Genomic DNA, 16,760 nt, shown 5'->3' on the forward strand with positions numbered 1-16,760 from the left:
CCGGCCCATCGCCGCACGGTCGGGACCCGACCCCGGCATTCAGGCGCCGAAGCGTTCGGTGCGGATCAAGCCGGGCGCGACACCGGCCGCCATGATCAGGTCGGACGCCGCGGCGACGAACCGGTTCGAGCCGCAGAGAAACACCTTCCCGGGTGCGCCGATCCGGGTCAGGGCGCCGGCGACGAGGGCGGCGTCGATCCGCTTGCCGCCGGGCTCGCGCGTCGCCGCCAGATGCAGGGAGACCTGGGGATCGGTCGCGGCGAGCTGCTCCAGTTCGGCGAGCGCGATCATCTCCGCGTGGGTCCGGGCCGAGTAGATCAGGGCCGCCGGGATCGCCCGCCAGTGCTGCGCCCGGCGGCGGAGCATCGCCAGCAGCGGCACCACGCCGGACCCGCCGCCCCCCAGGAGCAGCGGCCCGCCATCGGGTCCATCCCAGGAGAACGAGCCGCCGATCGGACCTCGCATCTCGACCCGGTCGCCCACGTCCGCGCATTGCGAGAACCAGCCGGAGACCTCGCCGTCCGGCAGAGCCTCGATCATCAGCTCGAAGGTGCCGCTGCCGTCCTGCGCCGAGGCGATCGAGTAGCTGCGCTGGGCCTGATAGCCGTCCTCGGCGGTGAGGCGGACATCGACGTGCTGCCCGGCGCGATAGGTCTGCGCGAGGGCGCAGCGCAGCCGAACGCTCTTCACGTGGGGGGTGACGGGCGCGATCGCGGTGATCTCGGCCTGGTGCCAGCGAAAGACGATGGGCTCAATCACCGATGTAGCGCTGCTCACGCCAGGGATCCCCGTACATGTGGTAGCCGCGCAGCTCCCAGAAGCCGGCGGTGTCGGTCTGGGTGAAGCGCAGGCCCTTCAGCCATTTGGCACTCTTCCAGAAGTAGAGATGCGGTACGAACAGCCGCGCCGGTCCGCCGTGATCCGGATGGATCGGCTCCCCGGCGTAGCGGGTCGCCACCAAAGCACGCCCGCCGACGAGGTCGGCCACCGGCACGTTGGTGGTATAGTCGTCGTAGGATTCCGCCAGAAGGAAGCCGGTCGGCGCGGCGATGCCGGCATCCGCCAGCAGGTCGTCGAAGCTGACGCCCTCCCACGTCGTGTCGAACTTCGACCACTTGGTGACGCAGTGGATGTCCCCATGCCACGTCGTGCGCGGCAGCGCCTCGAACTCGTCCCAGCTCCATGCCTTGATCGGCCGGGATCCCTCGCGGATCGTGAACCGCCACGTGGCGCGATCAACGATCGGGTTCGGTCCGATCTGCAGGATCGGGAAGTCGTCCGTGAGATACTGGCCGGGCGGAAGGCGCGCGCCCGTCTCGGAGGGCTGCCTGCGCCCGACGAAGCCACGTGTCACCATGCCGGTCTCCGATCACCGCTGCCGGATCGGTTTGGTGCGGCGGAACACCCCACGTCAAGCCGGTATGTGCGGCCGAACAAACGCCCCAAAGCTCAGGCGTGCTAGCAGCAGGTGCCGATGATCGGCACGAATCGCCTGCTTTCAGGGGGATGTCATGAAGTACCTTCTCGCGACGAGCCTTGTCGTCGGGAGCCTCGCCACTCTCGCGCCAGCCGCCCAGGCCCGCGACGGGATCGGTGCCGGCGGCGCGGCTGCCCTCGGCGTGCTCGGCGGCCTAGCCGTCGGCGGTGCCATCGCGTCGGCCAACAACGGCTACTACCCGGGTCGCCCGGTCTACCGTGCCCCGCCGCCCGTCTACGTGGAAGAAGATTACGGCCCGGTCTGCCACTTCGAGCGCCGCCGGACCGTCGACGCCTACGGCGACGTCTACGTCCGCCGCGTCCGCGTCTGCGAGTAGGCGGCCTCCGGGGTCGCCTCGGCGGCGCGTGCCGGCTTCAGGCGCTCGGCGCAGGCGATCCCGCAGAGTACCAGGGTCAGGGCGGCGGCTTCCGTCGTTCCGAACGGCTCGCCGACCAGCAGGACGGCGAGGAACGCGCCGAAGATCGGGACGAGGTTGACGAACAGCCCGGCCCGGTTCGGGCCGATCAGCTCGACGCCGCGCATGAAGAAGAGCTGCGCCAGCAGCGACGGCCCGAGGCCGACGAACGCCACCATGAGCCAGCCTTCCCGGTTCGGCCAGACGGCGTGCCCCGTCGCCCATTCGACCGCCAGCGGCGGCAGCGACGTCACGAGGGCGGCGAGCGCCATGGCGGCGAAGAAAGCCAGCGCCGGCACCTTCGGCCGCGTCGGCAGGAAGATCGTGTAGCCGGCGTAGAGCAGGCACGCGCCGAAGACGAGGACGTCCCCCCGGTTGAAGGCGAGGTTGGCGAGGACCGACCAGTCGCCGTGCGTGGCGGCCAAGCCCGCGCCGATCAGCGTCAGCCCGACACCCAACATCTGCCCGGCCGTGACCGGAACCCGGTACGCCAGCCGATTCAGGACGATCACCAGGACCGGGATCGCGCCCTGGAACAGAGCCAGATTGATCGCGCCGGTATGAACGCCGGCCGCGTAGAACAGGCAGTTGAAGCCCGTGTAGCCCAGCCCGCCCATCAGCAGGATGCGCAGCCAGTACGGGCGCAACTGCGGCCACGCGGCCGCGAGCCGGCGCGCGGCGAAGGGCATGAGCACTGCGCAGGCGAAAGCCCAGCGCAGCGTCGTGATCACCTGAGGGGACACGTGGCCCGGCGCCCAGCGACTGGTGACCGCATTGCCGGCCCAGAGGAGCGCCGTGACGGTGAGCAGCAGATAGGCGGACGTGGCCGAAGAAGCCCGGAACGCGGGCTTCGATCTCAACGGCGTCGGAACTGGCCGCCGCGCACGGGAGGACGCGGACCGGAGGAACGCTCGTCCTTGTGGCGGAACACGAGGCGTCCCTTCTCCAGGTCGTAGGGCGACATCTCGACCGTCACCCGGTCGCCCGCGAGCGTCTTGATGCGGTTCTTCTTCATCTTGCCAGCCGTGTAGGCCACGATCTCGTGGCCCTGGTCGAGCTGCACGCGGTAGCGCGCATCCGGCAGGATCTCGATCACGAGACCGTCGAACTGCATCAATTCTTCTTTCGCCATGCACCTTCTCCAGTCGGACCGTCCGGCAGCAGGCGTTCCGGCAATGCGTGTTCGGCTGTCATCGAGCTCGGGAAACGCCGCAGGGCGCGGATCCGATCCGACGGATCGCCCGCGCCAGCTCAGCAGCACCGCACGCATGTAGTCGCCGCGGGAACCGGCGGCAAGTCACGGCGGCGACAGCCTTTCCGTCATCGACATGAATCGACGCGATTCATGGGGCGGCAACCTCGTTGCCGGCGTAGTCGAGGCGCCCGTCCGGGCTTCGTCGCCAGATCCTCAGGACGATCGGGCTGCCGGTCCGGTCGCCACGCGCATCGAACCCTACGGGACCGAGAAGCGTGCGCATCGGCCCGGCCCGCAGGGCGTCGGCCACCGAGCGGCCATCGGCGATCCGTCCGGTCTTCGGGTCGGCGGCACGGGCCCGCTCGACGGCCTCGGCCAGGATCTGCACCGCCGCGTAGGCGCCGGAGGCCACGCTGTCCGCCTCGGAACTCCTTGCCGACGACCGGACACCGCGGACCTCCGGCAGGCGCGGTGGATCCGGTGACAGGGTCATCACGGTCCCCTCTCCCAGGGCGCCGGCCGCGGTGGCGAAGCCGGGATCGAGGATGCCATCGCTCGCCACCAGCGTCGCGGCGAGGCCGGCATCCCGCATCGCGTGGAGCAGGATCGCGGCTTCCGGGGCGAGGCCGCCGAAATACACCGCGTCGATCCGCGCCGCCTTCAACCGGGCGACGAGCTCGGACAGATCCCGCGTGCCGCGGGCAAACCCGTCGAACAGCACCTCGGGCGTGCCGGCCTCCTTCAGCCGGGCTGCCACCGCCTCGGCGAGGCCGCGACCGAAGGTCGAGCGATCGTTCAGGATGCCGATCCGGCGACCGGCGAACGCCCGTGCCAGGTAGGCTCCGGCCGCCTGACCCTGCTGCGCGTCGCTCGGGCTCAATCGAAACAGGTTCCAGAGGCCCCTGCCGGTGAGCGGCGCATAGGTTGCGGCGGATGTCACCGACACGGTGCCGGCATCCTCGTAAACGGGTGCGGCAGAGGCGACCGCGCCGGATTCGAACGGCCCGACCACGAGGCGCACGCCGTCGGCGGCGAACTTCCTGGCCACCGCCACGGCCTGCCGGCCCTCGCCCGCATCGTCGGCCGGGACGAGCACCCAGCGCGGGCGCCCCCCGGCGGCCCGATTGAGATCGATCACCGCCTGCTCGGCGCCCTGCCGAAGCCCCTGCCCGAAGGCCGCGTCTGGCCCGGTCAACGGCGCGGACAGACCGATCCGCACCGGCGCCTGTGCGCTGGCCGGGGCGACGGCAAGAAGGCCCGCGACGATCAGGGTGAGGCGACGGATCATGGCGACATTCTAAGGCCTGGAGCGCGCGTTTCGGAAGGGCCGCGGCGGTGGTGAAACCGGATCGTTGAGCGGATCGGGATGCTGATGCGCGCGGCGGCGCTGGCAAGCGGGCGCGATGTGCGAAATAAGGGCGCTGGCTCGGCTTGTCGCCGGGCGTGCCGGGGCGCCAGCGCGTCGCCGACGAAGACCCTCTGGGACGATTGACGATCATGACCTCGCTGTTCGCCGGCATCCAGGACGCGCCGCTCGATCCGATCATGCGCCTGTTCGAGGCCTTCAACGCCGATCCGAGCCCGAAGAAGCTCAACCTCGTGGTCGGCGTCTATACGGATGCGGACGGCAAGGTGCCGCGCCTACGCGCCGTGCAGACGGCGGAGAAGCGCTGGATCGAGAAGGGTCTGCCGAAGACCTACCGGCCGATCGAGGGCACCAAGCCGTTCCGGGACGCGGTCCAGGCGCTGCTGTTCGGCGCCGGCGCCCCCATTCTGTCGCAGAACCGCACGGCGACGCTCCAGAGCATCGGCGGCACAGGCGCCCTGAAGACCGGCGCGGACATCCTCGCCAAGCTCTACCCGGACGCCACGGTGGCGGTGAGCAACCCGAGCTGGGAGAACCACAAGGCCCTGTTTACCCAGGCCGGCTTCACCGTGGTGGACTATCCCTACTTCTCGGCCGAGACCGGGGGCGCCGACTACCCGGCCATGAAGGCTTACCTTCGGGATCTTCCCAAGGGCTCGATCGTCGTGCTGCACGCCTGCTGCCACAACCCGACCGGCGCCGACCTCACCATCGACGAATGGCGCGACCTCGTCCCCCTGATGGCGGAGCGCGGCCTCGTGCCGTTCCTCGACATCGCCTACCAGGGCTTCGGCAACGGTCTCGACGCCGATGCCGAGCCTGTGCGCCTGTTCGCCGAGTCGGGTCAGGAATTCCTGGTGGCGTCCTCCTTCTCCAAGTCGTTCTCGCTCTACGGCGAGCGCGTCGGCGCCCTGACCATCGTGGCCGAGAATCCGAGCGCGCGGGCGAAGGTCGAGGCGTTCGCCAAGCGCCTCGTCCGGGCGAGCTACTCCAACCCGCACACGCACGGGGCGGCCATCGTCGAGATCGTTCTCACCGATCCGGAGCTGCGCGCCGACTGGGAGCGGGAGCTCGCCGAGATGCGCGACCGGATCCGCGCCATGCGCGAGCGCATGGCCGACAGCCTGCAGCAGCGCCACCCCGAGCGCGGCTTCGACGCCATCAAGGTTCAGAAGGGCATGTTCTCCTACACCGGTCTGAGCCCGGCCGAGGCCACCCGCCTTCGTGAGGAGCACGAGGTCTATGCGCTGGAGACCGGCCGGATCTGCGTGGCGGCGGTCAACTCTCACAACATCGATCACGTCATCGACGCGATCGACGCCGTGGTGAAGGGCTGAACCGATGGCGGCCCTCAAGCGCGTTTGCCGGTTCAACGTGTGGATCAATCCGATCTTCGACGAGCGATTGAGGGCCGAATCCGACATCGACCTGCAGGTGGGTGACCTGCGGGGGCCCGAGAGCGCCCTCCAGGCGCTGCTCGAGCAAGCTCACGTCTTCCACGTCTCCCCGGCACGGGACGAGCTGCCGCGCCGGTGGCACGTGACGGACGATCTGCTCTCCTCCTGCCCGAATCTGCTCGCCGTCTCGTCGGGCGGTGCGGGCTTCGACACGGTGGATGCCGCCGCCTGCACGCGCGCCGGCGTCGCGGTGGTCAATCAGGTGGGCGGCAACGCCCGCTCGGTGGCGGAGCTGGCGATCGGCCTCATGCTCGCCGTCTCACGCAAGATCTGCGTCTCGGATCGCCTGCTCCGAACGGCGCGGGGTTTCTCGCGGGAATCGCTGATGGGTCACGAGATCGGCGGCTTGACCCTGGGACTGGTCGGGATCGGGCATACCGGTCGCGAAGTGGCCAAGCTCGCCCGCGGCTTCGACATGCGGGTCCTGGCCTACGATCCTCTGCTGACGTCGGACGAGATCAGGGCGCGCGGCGCGGAGCCGGTGGATCGGGCGCGGCTGCTAGCCGAATCCGACATCGTCTCCCTGCACTGCCCCCTCGACGACACCACCCGCGGCAGCTTCGACGCGCAGGCCTTCGCGGCGATGAAGCCGGGTGCGCTCTTCGTGACGACCGCCCGGGGCGGCGTGCACGACGAGGCCGCGCTCGCCGCGGCGCTGACATCCGGGCACTTGGCCGGTGCGGGCCTCGACGTCTGGGCGCCGGAGCCGCCGCCCCTCGACTCGGCGCTGCTCAAGCTCGACACCGTTGTGGCGACCTATCACACCGCAGGAGTCACCCACGAGGCGCGCCGCAACGTGGCGGCTTGGGGGGCCGAGCAGGTCATCGGCATCCTCAAGGGCGAGCGGCCGCCGCGCCTCGTCAATCCGGAGGTCTGGCCGGCAGTGTTGGAACGCCGGGCGCGGCTGCTGGGCTGAGCGGCCCGCGGCGGTATCGCCGAGCTTGGCAGCCCTCTAGGGTTCACAGCGATCGCTCATGGCGAGGTACCGCGCGGTAGTCCCGCGGGACATCTCCAGCCGGCCACGCGATCCCCGGCGGCCTTCACCGCGCTCCGATGCCTCCGAAGGCCACCGGGGATCAGGTGTCCCGGTCCCCTGGCAGCCCCGCTAGGTCGCCGATCGCATCCAGCCGAGCCCCGCGTCGGTCCCGGATTCGGGATGATACTCGCACCCGACGAGGCCGTGGTAGCCGACCTCCTCCAAAGCCTCGAAGATCGGATCGAACGCGATCGTCCCGGTACCGGGCTCGTGCCGGCCCGGATCGTCGGCGATCTGGACGTGAGCGATGAGCGGCGCGTGCGCCCGGATCAGCGCGGCCGGGTCGTGACCCAGGCAGACGCAGTGATAGGCGTCGAACAGGAGCTTGACGTTATCGCGGCCGATGGCCTCGATCGCCTGCACCGCGACCAGCGGATCGTCGATGACGTAGTCGGCGATCGAACCCGGCCCGATCGGCTCCACGATCACCGTCATGCCGCGTGCCTTGGCGGCGTCGGCCGCGAAGGCAAGGTTGTCGAGGTAGGTATCCCAGAGGCGTGACTGCTCGACGCCGGCCGGCCGCACCCCGGCCATCGGATGAACCATGCGGCAGCCGAGCCGGGCGACGTAATCGAGCGTCGGCTCGATGGTCGAGCGGTAGTACTCTATCTTGTCGGGTAGTGCGGCGAAGCCCTTCTCGCCCTTGGCGGCGTCACCGGCCGGGAAACCCGTCTGGACCAGCGGCACGCCCGCCCGTTCGAGCCACCCCGCCACCTCCGGCGCCGGCGTCGCGAACAGGTTCGGATGTTCGACCGCCCTGAAGCCGGCGCGCGCGGCGGCCGCGAAACGCTCGGCGAGCGGCAGCTCCGTGAAGAGGAAGCCGCAATGGCCGCTCAGGCGGTTCTTGAAGGCACCGAGCTTCATGGTTCAGGCGCTCCTGCCGGTTTCGATCATCGCGCGCATCCGGTCCACGGCCGCGTGCGGCGCCGTGAGCACGGGGATCGACACGGCCTTCCGAACCGCTTCGGCCGCCCGCGACGTGGAGAAATGCGCCAGCATGATCGCGTCGCACTCGGCCAGTTCCGGCGCCCGCTCGGCGATCAGTCGATTGTGGGTCTCGGCGTCACCGGCGCGCAGGCGCGTCATGGCTTCGTCGACCAGGATCGTCCGCAGGGTCGCCGGGCGGCCGGACTGACCCACGAACTCCTCGAACTCGTCGGTCATGGTACCGATCGATGGCCCGAAGGTCGCCAACATGCCGATGCGTTCGCCCTGGGCGATGGCCGCGCGAAACATCGCCTCGTTGGGCTTCAGCACCGGCACAGGCACGTCCTCGATCAACCGGTCGATGGCCGGTCCGAAGGCCGAGCAGGTGATCAGGATGCCGTCGGCGCCCATGTCGTGGCCGTAGCGACCGAAGCGCACGAAGCGCTCGATCATGCCCTCCGAGATCTCGCCGGGCTCCCGCGCGCGATCGAGGGACAGGCCGTCGTCGAGGAGATTGACGATTTCCGCTTCAGGCCAGCGCTCGGAAAACGCGGTCTGGATCGGCGCCATGGCGACCGGCGTCGCGTGCAGGAGGACGATGCGGGGGGCCATGCTGCGTCTCGGGTTCGGTACGCCGGCCGCGAAGCCGCGCCGACGATCAACTTGTAAGCGATTTCAAAACGGGAGCAAGATAGCACCGGCTGTGGCCTGCGCCTAGCGCGGCGGTGCGGTGCTGGCGCGGAGGATCAGCTCGGCGTCGATCTCGGTCAGGCGCACCACCGGCTTGCCCTGGATCCGGGCGATCAGGTGGTCGCCCGCCGCGTGCCCGATCTCGGCGGAGTGGATGCGGATCGTCGTCAGCGGCGGATCGAGGAAGGGCGCGAAATCGGAATCGTTGTGGCCGACCACCGAGAGATCGCCCGGTATAGCGAGCCCGCGGGCCCGGGCCTCGATCATGGCGCCGAAGGCGATCTGGTCGGTGCCGCAGATGATCGCGGTCGGCGGCGGACCGCCGGCCAGCATCTGGCGGAAGCCGTCGCGGCCGCCGCCGATGCCGTACGAGATCTCGATATCGTGCTCGGGGGCGAGCGACAGGCCGCGGGCCGCGAGCGCCTGGGCGATGCCGATCACCCGGGCGCCGCCGCGATCGTTGTCCTTCCTCAGGCCGGAGATCACGCCGATCCGGCGATGTCCCAGGTCCATCAGGTAGTTGGCCGCCCGGGCCGCCGACGCGGCGTTGTCGAACCCCACGCAGGGGCGCTGCTGCGACAGGCTGAAGGTCTGCACCATCGGAATGCCGGTGCTGGCGATCCGGGCGTGAAGGTCCGGATGGTGGATGTCGCCGACCAGCATCAGCCCGTCGACGCCGCGCTCCAGCAGAAAGGTCGCCTCCCGAAGTTCGTCGTCCAGGTCGTACCCGGCATTGGCCGCCACCAGGGTGTAGCCCGCCTGGCGCAGCCGCTCCTGGAAGCTCGAGAGAACGCGGACGAAAGCCTCGTTCTCGATATTTGGCACGACGGCGCCGACCGCCATGAACCGGCGCGTCGAGAGGGCCCGGGCAGCCCCGTTGGCGACGAAACCGAGATCCTGGGCAGCGCGCATCACGGCTTCGCGCTTGTCGGCCCGGACGCCGGCGGACCCGTTGAGCACCCGGGAGACCGTCGCGGTCGAGACACCAGCCCGTCGGGCGACATCCCGCGCGACGGGACCGCGCGACGGCGGCTCGAGGATCATGCCCGGCAGGTCCAGCACTGAAATCGGTTCTCCCCCTTGGGCGGCCTCGATGCGCATGCGCGCCGCAACCAGCGAACTGGATCGGCAGTATATTGACACCGCACCACCCCGCTGGCTATCTGAAAGCGCTTTCAAAAAACGCCGTCCGACGGGACGCTTCCGTTCCGGACGGCCATCAGGGAGACGCGGATGGCGATGCCCGACCGGCCGGCTTCCGGCGCGGGAGCGCCGGAGCGCGACTCGCCGACGGTGGGCGGGGCCGACGCGAGTGCGGCCGGCATCGCCGCCCCGCAGGCGATCGTCACAAGTTTGAAGCGCAGCGACGCGGTCACCCCTTACCGGTTCCGCGACCTGCTGGCGCTGGACGATTTCGAGCGGCACGCCCGGCGGCTGCTGCCGCCGATGATCTTCCAGTACGTCTCCGGCGGGGTCGAGACCGGTTCGGCCCTGGCGCAGAGCCGCGGCGCCTACGCCGACTACGCCCTCGTGCCGCGGCTGATGCGGGACACGTCGGCGCGGGACACCGCCACGACGCTGTTCGGCCAGACTTACGCGGCCCCCTTCGGGATCGGGCCGCTCGGCGGGGCCGCCTTCATCGCCTATCGGGGCGACCTCGTGCTGGCCGAGGCGGCGCGGCGGATGAGCCTGCCGATGTGCCTGAGCGCCTCCTCGCTGATCAAGCTGGAGGATGTGCACGCCCAGAATCCGCAGGCCTGGTTCCAGGGCTACCTGCCGGGCGATCAGAATCGCATCGACCACCTCCTCGACCGAGTCGAGGCCGCCGGCTACCGGACCTTCGTGGTGACCGCCGACACCCCCACGCTGGGCAACCGGGAGCACAACACCCGCAGCGGCTTCTCCATGCCGATCAAGGTGACGCCGAAGGTGGCGTGGCAGAGCGCGACGCACCCGCGCTGGCTACTGGGCACCGTCGCCCGCACGTTCCTTAAGCACGGGGCGCCGCACTTCGAGAACACCGAGGCCGAGCGCGGTCCCCCGATGATGTCGCAGGGCGCGGTGCGCAACACCATCGCCCGCGATCAGCTCTCGTGGAAGAATCTGGAGGCGATCCGGAAACGCTGGTCCGGGAATCTGCTCGTGAAGGGGCTGCTGGCCCCGGAGGATGTCGAGATCGCTCGGGGATGCGGCGTCGACGGGGTGATCCTCTCGACCCACGGCGGCCGGCAGCTGGACTACGCCGTCGCGCCGCTGGACGTGCTGCCGGAGATCGCCGCCCGAAAGGGCGGGCTGAAGATCATCGTCGACAGCGGCATCCGCCGGGGCACCGACGTGATGAAGGCGTTGGCGCTGGGCGCCGACTTCGTCCTGCTCGGCCGGCCCTTCATGTTCGCCGCGGCGCTCGGCGGGGTGGCGGGCGTCGAACTCGCCATGCGGATCCTCAAGGAGGAGCTGAACCGCGACATGGCGCTGATCGGCGTGAACCGCCTGTCGGAGCTGAACCCCGACTTCCTCCGTCGCGTCCCGCGGCGGGCCTGAGCCACGGGGAAGCGGATTGGGCATGATCGTCTCTCCAGTGACCATCACCGCGCCGGACCGGACGGGCCGTCCGCCGTTCCGGGTGGCCGCAGGCGAGCCTGGAGCAGAAGCGAGACGTTGGAGGGGCTGCGAGGCGCGATCCCGTCCCCGTGGGCCCAGAGAAGCAACCCAGGGCAGCGCGACCTCGCCGATCATGGCGCCATTCGAGTGCGTCCCCTCGCGCGCGAGAGCGACGCGAGCGTCGCAGCAGCCTATTCACTCAGCCGGACCCATCGCATGACCGGAGCCGCGCCTGCCCCTCTGGGCCTCGCCTTCGTCGGCTGCTTCACCACGGAGCGACGCAGGGCCCGCGGCCGGGGCATCGACGTGTACCGGACGGGAGCCGGCCTCGACACGTGGACGCATCTCGGCCGGGTCGAAGGGATCACCAACCCGTCTTTCCTGGTGGCCGATCCGGGCCGCGCCGTGCTCTACACGGTCCAGGGTGACGGCGAGGCGGCCAGCGCCTTCGCGGTGACGCCGGACGGAACCCTTCGCGCCCTCGGCGCGGCCGCCACGGGCGGCACCAACAGCGTGCATCAGGCCCTCGACCCGAGCGGCCGGTTCCTGATCGTCGCCAACTACGCCAGCGGCTCGGTCGCCCTGCTGCCGGTCCGCGCGGACGGCGCACTGGAAGAGGCTTGCCAGATCCTGAGCCTACCGGGCGAGCCGGGCCCGCACCGGACCGAGCAGGCCTGCGCCCACCCGCACCACGTGGTCCTGTCGCCGGATGGACGGCACGCGATCGTCCCCGACAAGGGCCTCGACCGGGTCTTCGTGCTCCGGCTGGACGGCGAGAGGCTCGCGATCGCCTCGGAGGTTGCGATGCGGCCGGGCGCCGGGCCGCGCCACCTCGCCTTCCACCCGAGCCGGAACCTCGCCTTCCTGGTCAACGAGCTCGATTCCAGCATCGCCACCTGCCGCTGGGATGCCGCGTCCGGCACGCTGCAGCCCCTGCATCTCGTCCCGACGCTCCCGCCCGACTTCTTCGGCGCGAGCACCGCCGCGGCCATCGTGGTCACGCCGGATGGCCGCCACCTCTACGCATCGAATCGCGGTCAGGACGGGATCGCGCGCTTTCACGTGGACGCGGAAGGCGGACGGCTCGACCCCGCCGGCTGGACGCAGGCGGGCGGCCGCGACCCGCGCTTCATGGTGCTGGCACCGGGCGGGACGAATCTGCTCGTCGCCAACGAGCAGGGCGACAGCCTGGCCGAGTTCGCCATCGATCCCACCAGCGGGGACCTCACCCGAACGGGTTCGCGCCCGAGCCTGAGTCCCTGCACGATCGCGTTCCTGTGAGGAGGCCCAGAGCCAGTGTGAGCGCGCGATATTGGATAGCGCCGGTTCCGCCCACCCTCTCCCCTCTGCGGGTGAAGGTAGCTCCCGGCGGTGGTCGGGTCGGGACGAAGTCTCGCGACGAAGAGGCGGCGATGCCGGGCATGGCACGCCCTGACGGGCAGGCTCCGCTCTTTTCTGGACCGTCCCGCCCCCTGCCGATGCAGGCGGCGCCCGTAGGGCCGCCCTAGCGGCCGCCGAGGAAGGACGCGCTGCGGACACCGTTCGTGTCCGCCGCCAAGTGAAACAACTAAATAAAAACGAACACTGCCGATAGATCAGAGGAAACGCCATGTTCGCCAAGCGATACAGGTTCGTCATCGCATCTTTGCTGTTCATAGCAGGGATTATCAACTACATGGACCGCGCCGCACTCGGCGTCGCGGCGCCCTTCGTCAAGCAGGATCTCAACCTGTCGCCCTCCGAACTCGGGGTGATCTTCAGCACGTTCTTCTTCGGCTACGCGATCTTCGCCTTCGTGGGCGGGCAACTCGCCGACCGCTACGGGCCGCGCAGGATCTACAGCTGGGCCGCGACCTCGTGGTCGGTCCTGTGCATGCTGACCGGCGCGGTGACCGGGTTCGCCCAGATGTTCATCGTCCGCTCCCTGTTCGGCTTCGCCGAGGGTCCGATGAATTCGACCACGAACCGCACGATCACCACGTGGTTTCCCCGCGAGGAGACCGCCCGGACCATCGGCTTCACCTTCTCGGGGCAGACGGTGGGCAGCGCCATCGCGGCGCCCGTGGTCGGGCTGCTGGCCATCCAGTACGGCTGGCGGGTGGCGTTCGTGGCCATCGGCGCCGTCGGCCTGCTCTGGGTGGTGGCGTGGCGCCTGCTGATGACCGACCGCCCCCAGGACAATCCGCGGGTCAGTCCGGAGGAGATCGCCCTCGTCGAGCGCAGCCGCGCCGTCACCCACCTCGCACCCTCCGACCACGCCCGGTCGCTCAAAGGCTACCTGTTCCTGCCGAGCACCCTGTCGCTCGGCCTCGGCATGTTCGCGGTGAACTACACCCTCTACATCTTCCTCTCGTGGCTCCCGAGCTACCTCACCGACGCCCTGCACATGCCCGTGAAGGAGATGGCCCTGGTCGCCTCGATCCCCTGGGCCTGCGGCTTCGTCGGTTACGTCGGCGGAGGCATCGTGGCCGATCTCGTCTACAAGCGCATGGGCGACAAGCTCGCCGCGCGGAAGATCACCACGATCGTGCCCCTCGCCATCGCGGGGGTCGCCCTGATCGCGGTCAATGCCGCGACCAGCACCGCCATGGCGGTCTCGCTCATCGCGCTGGCCGTGCTGATGCTGACGAGTTCGGTGCAATCCTGCTGGGCGACGATCCACGAGCTGGTGCCCGAGGCGCGGGTCGGCGGCGTGAGCGGCTTCATCCACCTCCTGAGCAACATCTCGGGGATCATCGGACCGACCGCCACGGGCTTCGCCGTGCAATACCTCGGGGGCTACGCCAGCGCCTTCGTGATCGCCGCCCTGATCGCGGCGGCGGGCGTCGTCGCCATGGCGATCTTCGTGCGGCGGCCCCGCAACCCGGCGGAAGCCGGTCCCCTCGCCGCGGTCAAGGCCGTCTGAACGATACCGTCTGAAGGCGAGCGTCCGATTCAGGAGCAGCATCCATGAGCGCCGAGACCGTTCCCCCGAAACCCGTCCTCCTGACCGGAGCCTCTGGCGCCCTCGGGCGCGTGCTGACCCGCGCGCTCGGCGAACGGGGCTGGCCGCTCCGGCTCACCGACCGCGCGCCCTTCCCGGACCCGCTGCCCGAGGGCGCGCGCTTCCAGATCGCCGACCTGGAGGACGGGCCGGCGATCCTGCGGCTGGCGGAGGGCTGCGGCACCATCCTCCACCTCGGCGGGATCTCGGTGGAGCACCCGTTCGAGACGGTGATCGGTCCCAATATCCGCGGCCTCTACCACGCCTACGAGGCGGCCCGCCGCGAGGGCGCGCGGATGATCTTCGCCTCCTCGAACCACGCCATCGGTTTCCACGAGCGGTCCGAGGTTCTGGACGATGACTGCGCCCTGGCGCCGGATGGCTTCTACGGGCTGTCGAAGGCCTACGGCGAGCTGATGGGCGGCCTGTACCGCGACAAGCACGGGGTTGAGAGCGTCTTCCTGCGCATCGGCTCCTGCTTCCCGGAGCCCACCGACGCGCGGATGCTGGCGACGTGGCTGTCCTATGCCGACCTCACCCGGCTGATCGCCCGCGCCACCCTGGCACCGAGCCTCGGGCCGAAGGGGACGGTGGTGATCTGGGGCGCCTCGAACAACAGCCGCATGACCTGGTGGCGGCGGGACGGACGCGACGTGATCGGCTGGACGCCGCAGGACAGCGCGGATTCCTACGCGGCGTCGCTGGAAGGCAAGACCAGCGGCAACAGGATCGTGGAACGCTACCAGGGTGGTGGGTTCACGGGCCTGGACTATTCCCGCCGCGAGCCCCCGGCCCCGTAAAGCCCCGGCGCCCCCCGACCGCGACGACCTCCCCGTCATTCGTGTATGCCGGAGCGGCGCCGGGAAGTCCGGGTCCTGGCACCCCGGCGCGGCGCGTGACAGGACCCGGCGTGGAGCAGGATCTCCGGGGCGTTCCTGGTCCCACGGCGCCCTGGCGCGTTACCCGTAGGACTTTACGCTCGCCGCGATGCCGGTGCGTCGTATCGGCACGACCGACAGGGCGTCGGATTCCATAAGTTGCACAAACGGCATAATATCGCCGGCCTGACACTTCATCCCGTCCGTCTCGCGCTGGTATATTGCATACCTAGAAGGGATGTGCATGATCGGCGGCGTACCACAGACGCGCCACTGCAAGGCCGCGCCGACCCAACAAGAGAGGCACGGGGATGGAACGCCAGGATTCGCCGTCGGCGAAATGGTGGCAGCTCGCCTTCGGCGTGATCTGCATGGCCATGATCGCCAACCTTCAATACGGTTGGACATTGTTCGTCGACCCGATCGATCAGCGCTACCACTGGGGTCGAGCGGCAATCCAGCTCGCCTTCACGCTGTTCGTCGCCACCGAGACCTGGCTGGTGCCGGTCGAGGCGTGGTTCGTCGACCGCTACGGTCCGAAGATCGTGGTCGCCTTCGGCGGCGTGATGATCGCCCTCGCCTGGACGATCGACGCCTACGCCGACAGCCTGTTCCTGCTCTATCTCGGCGCCGTGATCGCCGGCATTGGTGCGGGATCGGTCTACGGGACCTGCGTGGGCAACGCGCTCAAGTGGTTCCCGGATCGCCGTGGCCTCGCCGCCGGCGCCACCGCGGCCGGGTTCGGCGCGGGTGCGGCCATCACGGTGGTGCCGATCGCCCGGATGATCGCCTCCAGCGGCTATCAGGACGCCTTCCTCTACTTCGGCATCGGCCAGGGCGCCGTGGTGCTGTCCCTCGCCTTCCTGTTGCGCAAGCCGTCGACCAACACGCCGGTCCAGCGCAAGAGCACGCGCCTGCCGCAGACCAAGGTCGACCGCAGCCCCCGCGAGGCGGTGCGCACCCCGGTCTTCTGGGTTATGTACGTCATGTTCGTGATGGTCGCCTCCGGCGGTCTGATGGCGGCGGCGCAGATCGCCCCGATCGCCCACGACTTCCAGGTGGCTGGCGTGCCGGTGAGCCTGTTCGGCATGCAGATGGCCGCGCTGACCCTGGCGATCTCGCTGGACCGGATCTTCGACGGGTTCGGGCGACCGTTCTTCGGCTTCGTCTCCGACCATATCGGCCGCGAGAACACGATGTTCATCGCCTTCTCGACGGCAGCGCTGGCGGTGATCGTGCTGCTGACCTACGGGCACATCCCGATGGTCTTCGTCCTGGCCACCGCAGTGTATTTCGGGGTGTTCGGCGAGATCTACTCGCTGTTTCCGGCGACTTGCGGCGATACGTTCGGCTCGAAATACGCCGCCAGCAATGCCGGCCTGCTTTACACGGCGAAGGGAACGGCGTCCTTCCTCGTGCCCTTCGCCAGCCTGATCTCCTCCGCCTACGGCTGGTCGGCCGTGTTCACGCTGATCATCGTCCTCAACGTCACGGCGGCGGCCTTGGCCATGTTCCTGCTCCGCCCGATGCGGGCCCGCTACCTTGCGGCGGCCGAGCAGCAGCCGGCGGCACTCGCCGCCCAACCGATCCGGGCGGCCTGACCGCCCAAACCCGAGAACCCGCGAGGGACGCCGAACACCCACCGATCTCCCACCCTTTGCCGCATCCTGAGGTGACGAAGCGGAGCGGAGGCCTCGAAAGAGGGCTTCCGGGATCGCCCAGACCTCCGGAGACT

The 16,760-nt window shown here is 69.7% G+C and carries 16 protein-coding genes; 8 read left to right on the forward strand and 8 right to left on the reverse strand.

The window, feature by feature from the left end; genetic code table 11:
• Positions 1-39: 39 nt before the first annotated feature.
• Positions 40-777, reverse strand: a complete 738-nt coding sequence (locus MFF58_RS04670; RefSeq protein ID WP_238285664.1) for an FAD-binding oxidoreductase — start codon at positions 775-777, stop codon at positions 40-42.
• The gene (locus MFF58_RS04675; RefSeq protein ID WP_238285666.1) at positions 752-1,357 is read right to left on the reverse strand and encodes a sulfite oxidase-like oxidoreductase; all 606 of its coding nucleotides are present in this window, start codon (positions 1,355-1,357) and stop codon (positions 752-754) included. Before MFF58_RS04675 ends, MFF58_RS04670 begins: the two co-directional genes overlap by 26 nt.
• 154 nt (positions 1,358-1,511) lie before the next feature.
• Here MFF58_RS04675 and MFF58_RS04680 point away from each other — a divergent pair, with 154 nt between their 5' ends.
• On the forward strand, positions 1,512-1,814 hold the full coding sequence (locus MFF58_RS04680) for a hypothetical protein (protein ID WP_238285667.1): 303 nt from the start codon (positions 1,512-1,514) through the stop codon (positions 1,812-1,814).
• Here the strand turns inward: MFF58_RS04680 and MFF58_RS04685 are convergent.
• From MFF58_RS04685 to MFF58_RS04695, 3 genes are all read right to left on the reverse strand, one after another.
• Positions 1,784-2,752, reverse strand: a complete 969-nt coding sequence (locus MFF58_RS04685; protein ID WP_238285668.1) for a DMT family transporter — start codon at positions 2,750-2,752, stop codon at positions 1,784-1,786. The genes MFF58_RS04680 and MFF58_RS04685 overlap by 31 nt on opposite strands.
• On the reverse strand, positions 2,749-3,024 hold the full coding sequence (gene infA / locus MFF58_RS04690) for a translation initiation factor IF-1 (protein ID WP_012320343.1): 276 nt from the start codon (positions 3,022-3,024) through the stop codon (positions 2,749-2,751). Before infA ends, MFF58_RS04685 begins: the two co-directional genes overlap by 4 nt.
• Before the next feature lie 211 nt (positions 3,025-3,235).
• Positions 3,236-4,375 carry a branched-chain amino acid ABC transporter substrate-binding protein gene (locus MFF58_RS04695; protein ID WP_238285669.1) on the reverse strand — a complete coding sequence of 380 codons (1,140 nt, stop codon included), beginning with the start codon at positions 4,373-4,375 and terminating at the stop codon, positions 3,236-3,238.
• Between the two features lie 209 nt (positions 4,376-4,584).
• Between MFF58_RS04695 and MFF58_RS04700 the strand changes: the two genes are divergently transcribed.
• Both MFF58_RS04700 and MFF58_RS04705 read left to right on the forward strand, forming a co-directional pair.
• A complete protein-coding gene (locus tag MFF58_RS04700; protein WP_238285670.1) occupies positions 4,585-5,790 on the forward strand; it encodes an amino acid aminotransferase in 1,206 nt (401 codons plus the stop codon).
• 4 nt (positions 5,791-5,794) lie between these two features.
• On the forward strand, positions 5,795-6,826 hold the full coding sequence (locus MFF58_RS04705; protein WP_238285671.1) for a hydroxyacid dehydrogenase: 1,032 nt from the start codon (positions 5,795-5,797) through the stop codon (positions 6,824-6,826).
• Between the two features lie 189 nt (positions 6,827-7,015).
• Here the strand turns inward: MFF58_RS04705 and MFF58_RS04710 are convergent, their stop codons facing one another.
• The 3 genes from MFF58_RS04710 to MFF58_RS04720 all read right to left on the reverse strand — a co-directional run bounded on the left by MFF58_RS04710 (position 7,016) and on the right by MFF58_RS04720 (position 9,625).
• Positions 7,016-7,810, reverse strand: coding sequence for a hydroxypyruvate isomerase family protein (locus tag MFF58_RS04710; RefSeq protein ID WP_238285672.1), 795 nt, complete (start codon positions 7,808-7,810; stop codon positions 7,016-7,018).
• Positions 7,811-7,813: 3 nt separating this feature from the next.
• Positions 7,814-8,485 (reverse strand): aspartate/glutamate racemase family protein, encoded by a 672-nt coding sequence (locus MFF58_RS04715; protein ID WP_238285673.1) that lies wholly within the window; start codon positions 8,483-8,485, stop codon positions 7,814-7,816.
• 102 nt (positions 8,486-8,587) lie between these two features.
• A complete protein-coding gene (locus MFF58_RS04720; protein WP_238285675.1) occupies positions 8,588-9,625 on the reverse strand; it encodes a LacI family DNA-binding transcriptional regulator in 1,038 nt (345 codons plus the stop codon).
• Between the two features lie 171 nt (positions 9,626-9,796).
• Here MFF58_RS04720 and MFF58_RS04725 point away from each other — a divergent pair, with 171 nt between their 5' ends.
• The 5 genes from MFF58_RS04725 to oxlT all read left to right on the forward strand — a co-directional run bounded on the left by MFF58_RS04725 (position 9,797) and on the right by oxlT (position 16,626).
• Positions 9,797-11,104, forward strand: coding sequence for an alpha-hydroxy acid oxidase (locus MFF58_RS04725; protein ID WP_238285676.1), 1,308 nt, complete (start codon positions 9,797-9,799; stop codon positions 11,102-11,104).
• Between the two features lie 276 nt (positions 11,105-11,380).
• Positions 11,381-12,445, forward strand: coding sequence for a lactonase family protein (locus tag MFF58_RS04730; protein ID WP_238285677.1), 1,065 nt, complete (start codon positions 11,381-11,383; stop codon positions 12,443-12,445).
• Between the two features lie 328 nt (positions 12,446-12,773).
• The gene (locus tag MFF58_RS04735) at positions 12,774-14,069 is read left to right on the forward strand and encodes an MFS transporter (RefSeq protein WP_238285678.1); all 1,296 of its coding nucleotides are present in this window, start codon (positions 12,774-12,776) and stop codon (positions 14,067-14,069) included.
• A gap of 44 nt (positions 14,070-14,113) precedes the next feature.
• The gene (locus MFF58_RS04740; protein ID WP_238285679.1) at positions 14,114-14,947 is read left to right on the forward strand and encodes an NAD-dependent epimerase/dehydratase family protein; all 834 of its coding nucleotides are present in this window, start codon (positions 14,114-14,116) and stop codon (positions 14,945-14,947) included.
• Positions 14,948-15,336: 389 nt separating this feature from the next.
• Positions 15,337-16,626: an oxalate/formate MFS antiporter gene (oxlT, locus tag MFF58_RS04745; RefSeq protein ID WP_238285680.1), complete on the forward strand. Its 1,290-nt coding sequence runs from the start codon at positions 15,337-15,339 to the stop codon at positions 16,624-16,626.
• Positions 16,627-16,760 lie beyond the last annotated feature (134 nt).

This window comes from Methylobacterium longum (genome assembly GCF_022179385.1).
Classification (GTDB): domain Bacteria; phylum Pseudomonadota; class Alphaproteobacteria; order Rhizobiales; family Beijerinckiaceae; genus Methylobacterium; species Methylobacterium longum.

What these genes read in the sequence shown, in the direction of transcription:
- MFF58_RS04700 (WP_238285670.1), top strand. Translation starts at nt 4,585, where the DNA reads ATGACCTCGCTGTTCGCCGGCATCCAGGACGCGCCGCTCGATCCGATC.
- infA (WP_012320343.1), bottom strand. Translation starts at nt 3,024, where the DNA reads ATGGCGAAAGAAGAATTGATGCAGTTCGACGGTCTCGTGATCGAGATC.
- MFF58_RS04710 (WP_238285672.1), bottom strand. Translation starts at nt 7,810, where the DNA reads ATGAAGCTCGGTGCCTTCAAGAACCGCCTGAGCGGCCATTGCGGCTTC.
- MFF58_RS04730 (WP_238285677.1), top strand. Translation starts at nt 11,381, where the DNA reads ATGACCGGAGCCGCGCCTGCCCCTCTGGGCCTCGCCTTCGTCGGCTGC.
- MFF58_RS04675 (WP_238285666.1), bottom strand. Translation starts at nt 1,357, where the DNA reads ATGGTGACACGTGGCTTCGTCGGGCGCAGGCAGCCCTCCGAGACGGGC.
- MFF58_RS04740 (WP_238285679.1), top strand. Translation starts at nt 14,114, where the DNA reads ATGAGCGCCGAGACCGTTCCCCCGAAACCCGTCCTCCTGACCGGAGCC.
- MFF58_RS04735 (WP_238285678.1), top strand. Translation starts at nt 12,774, where the DNA reads ATGTTCGCCAAGCGATACAGGTTCGTCATCGCATCTTTGCTGTTCATA.
- MFF58_RS04725 (WP_238285676.1), top strand. Translation starts at nt 9,797, where the DNA reads ATGGCGATGCCCGACCGGCCGGCTTCCGGCGCGGGAGCGCCGGAGCGC.
- oxlT (WP_238285680.1), top strand. Translation starts at nt 15,337, where the DNA reads ATGGAACGCCAGGATTCGCCGTCGGCGAAATGGTGGCAGCTCGCCTTC.
- MFF58_RS04715 (WP_238285673.1), bottom strand. Translation starts at nt 8,485, where the DNA reads ATGGCCCCCCGCATCGTCCTCCTGCACGCGACGCCGGTCGCCATGGCG.
- MFF58_RS04705 (WP_238285671.1), top strand. Translation starts at nt 5,795, where the DNA reads ATGGCGGCCCTCAAGCGCGTTTGCCGGTTCAACGTGTGGATCAATCCG.
- MFF58_RS04695 (WP_238285669.1), bottom strand. Translation starts at nt 4,375, where the DNA reads ATGATCCGTCGCCTCACCCTGATCGTCGCGGGCCTTCTTGCCGTCGCC.
- MFF58_RS04680 (WP_238285667.1), top strand. Translation starts at nt 1,512, where the DNA reads ATGAAGTACCTTCTCGCGACGAGCCTTGTCGTCGGGAGCCTCGCCACT.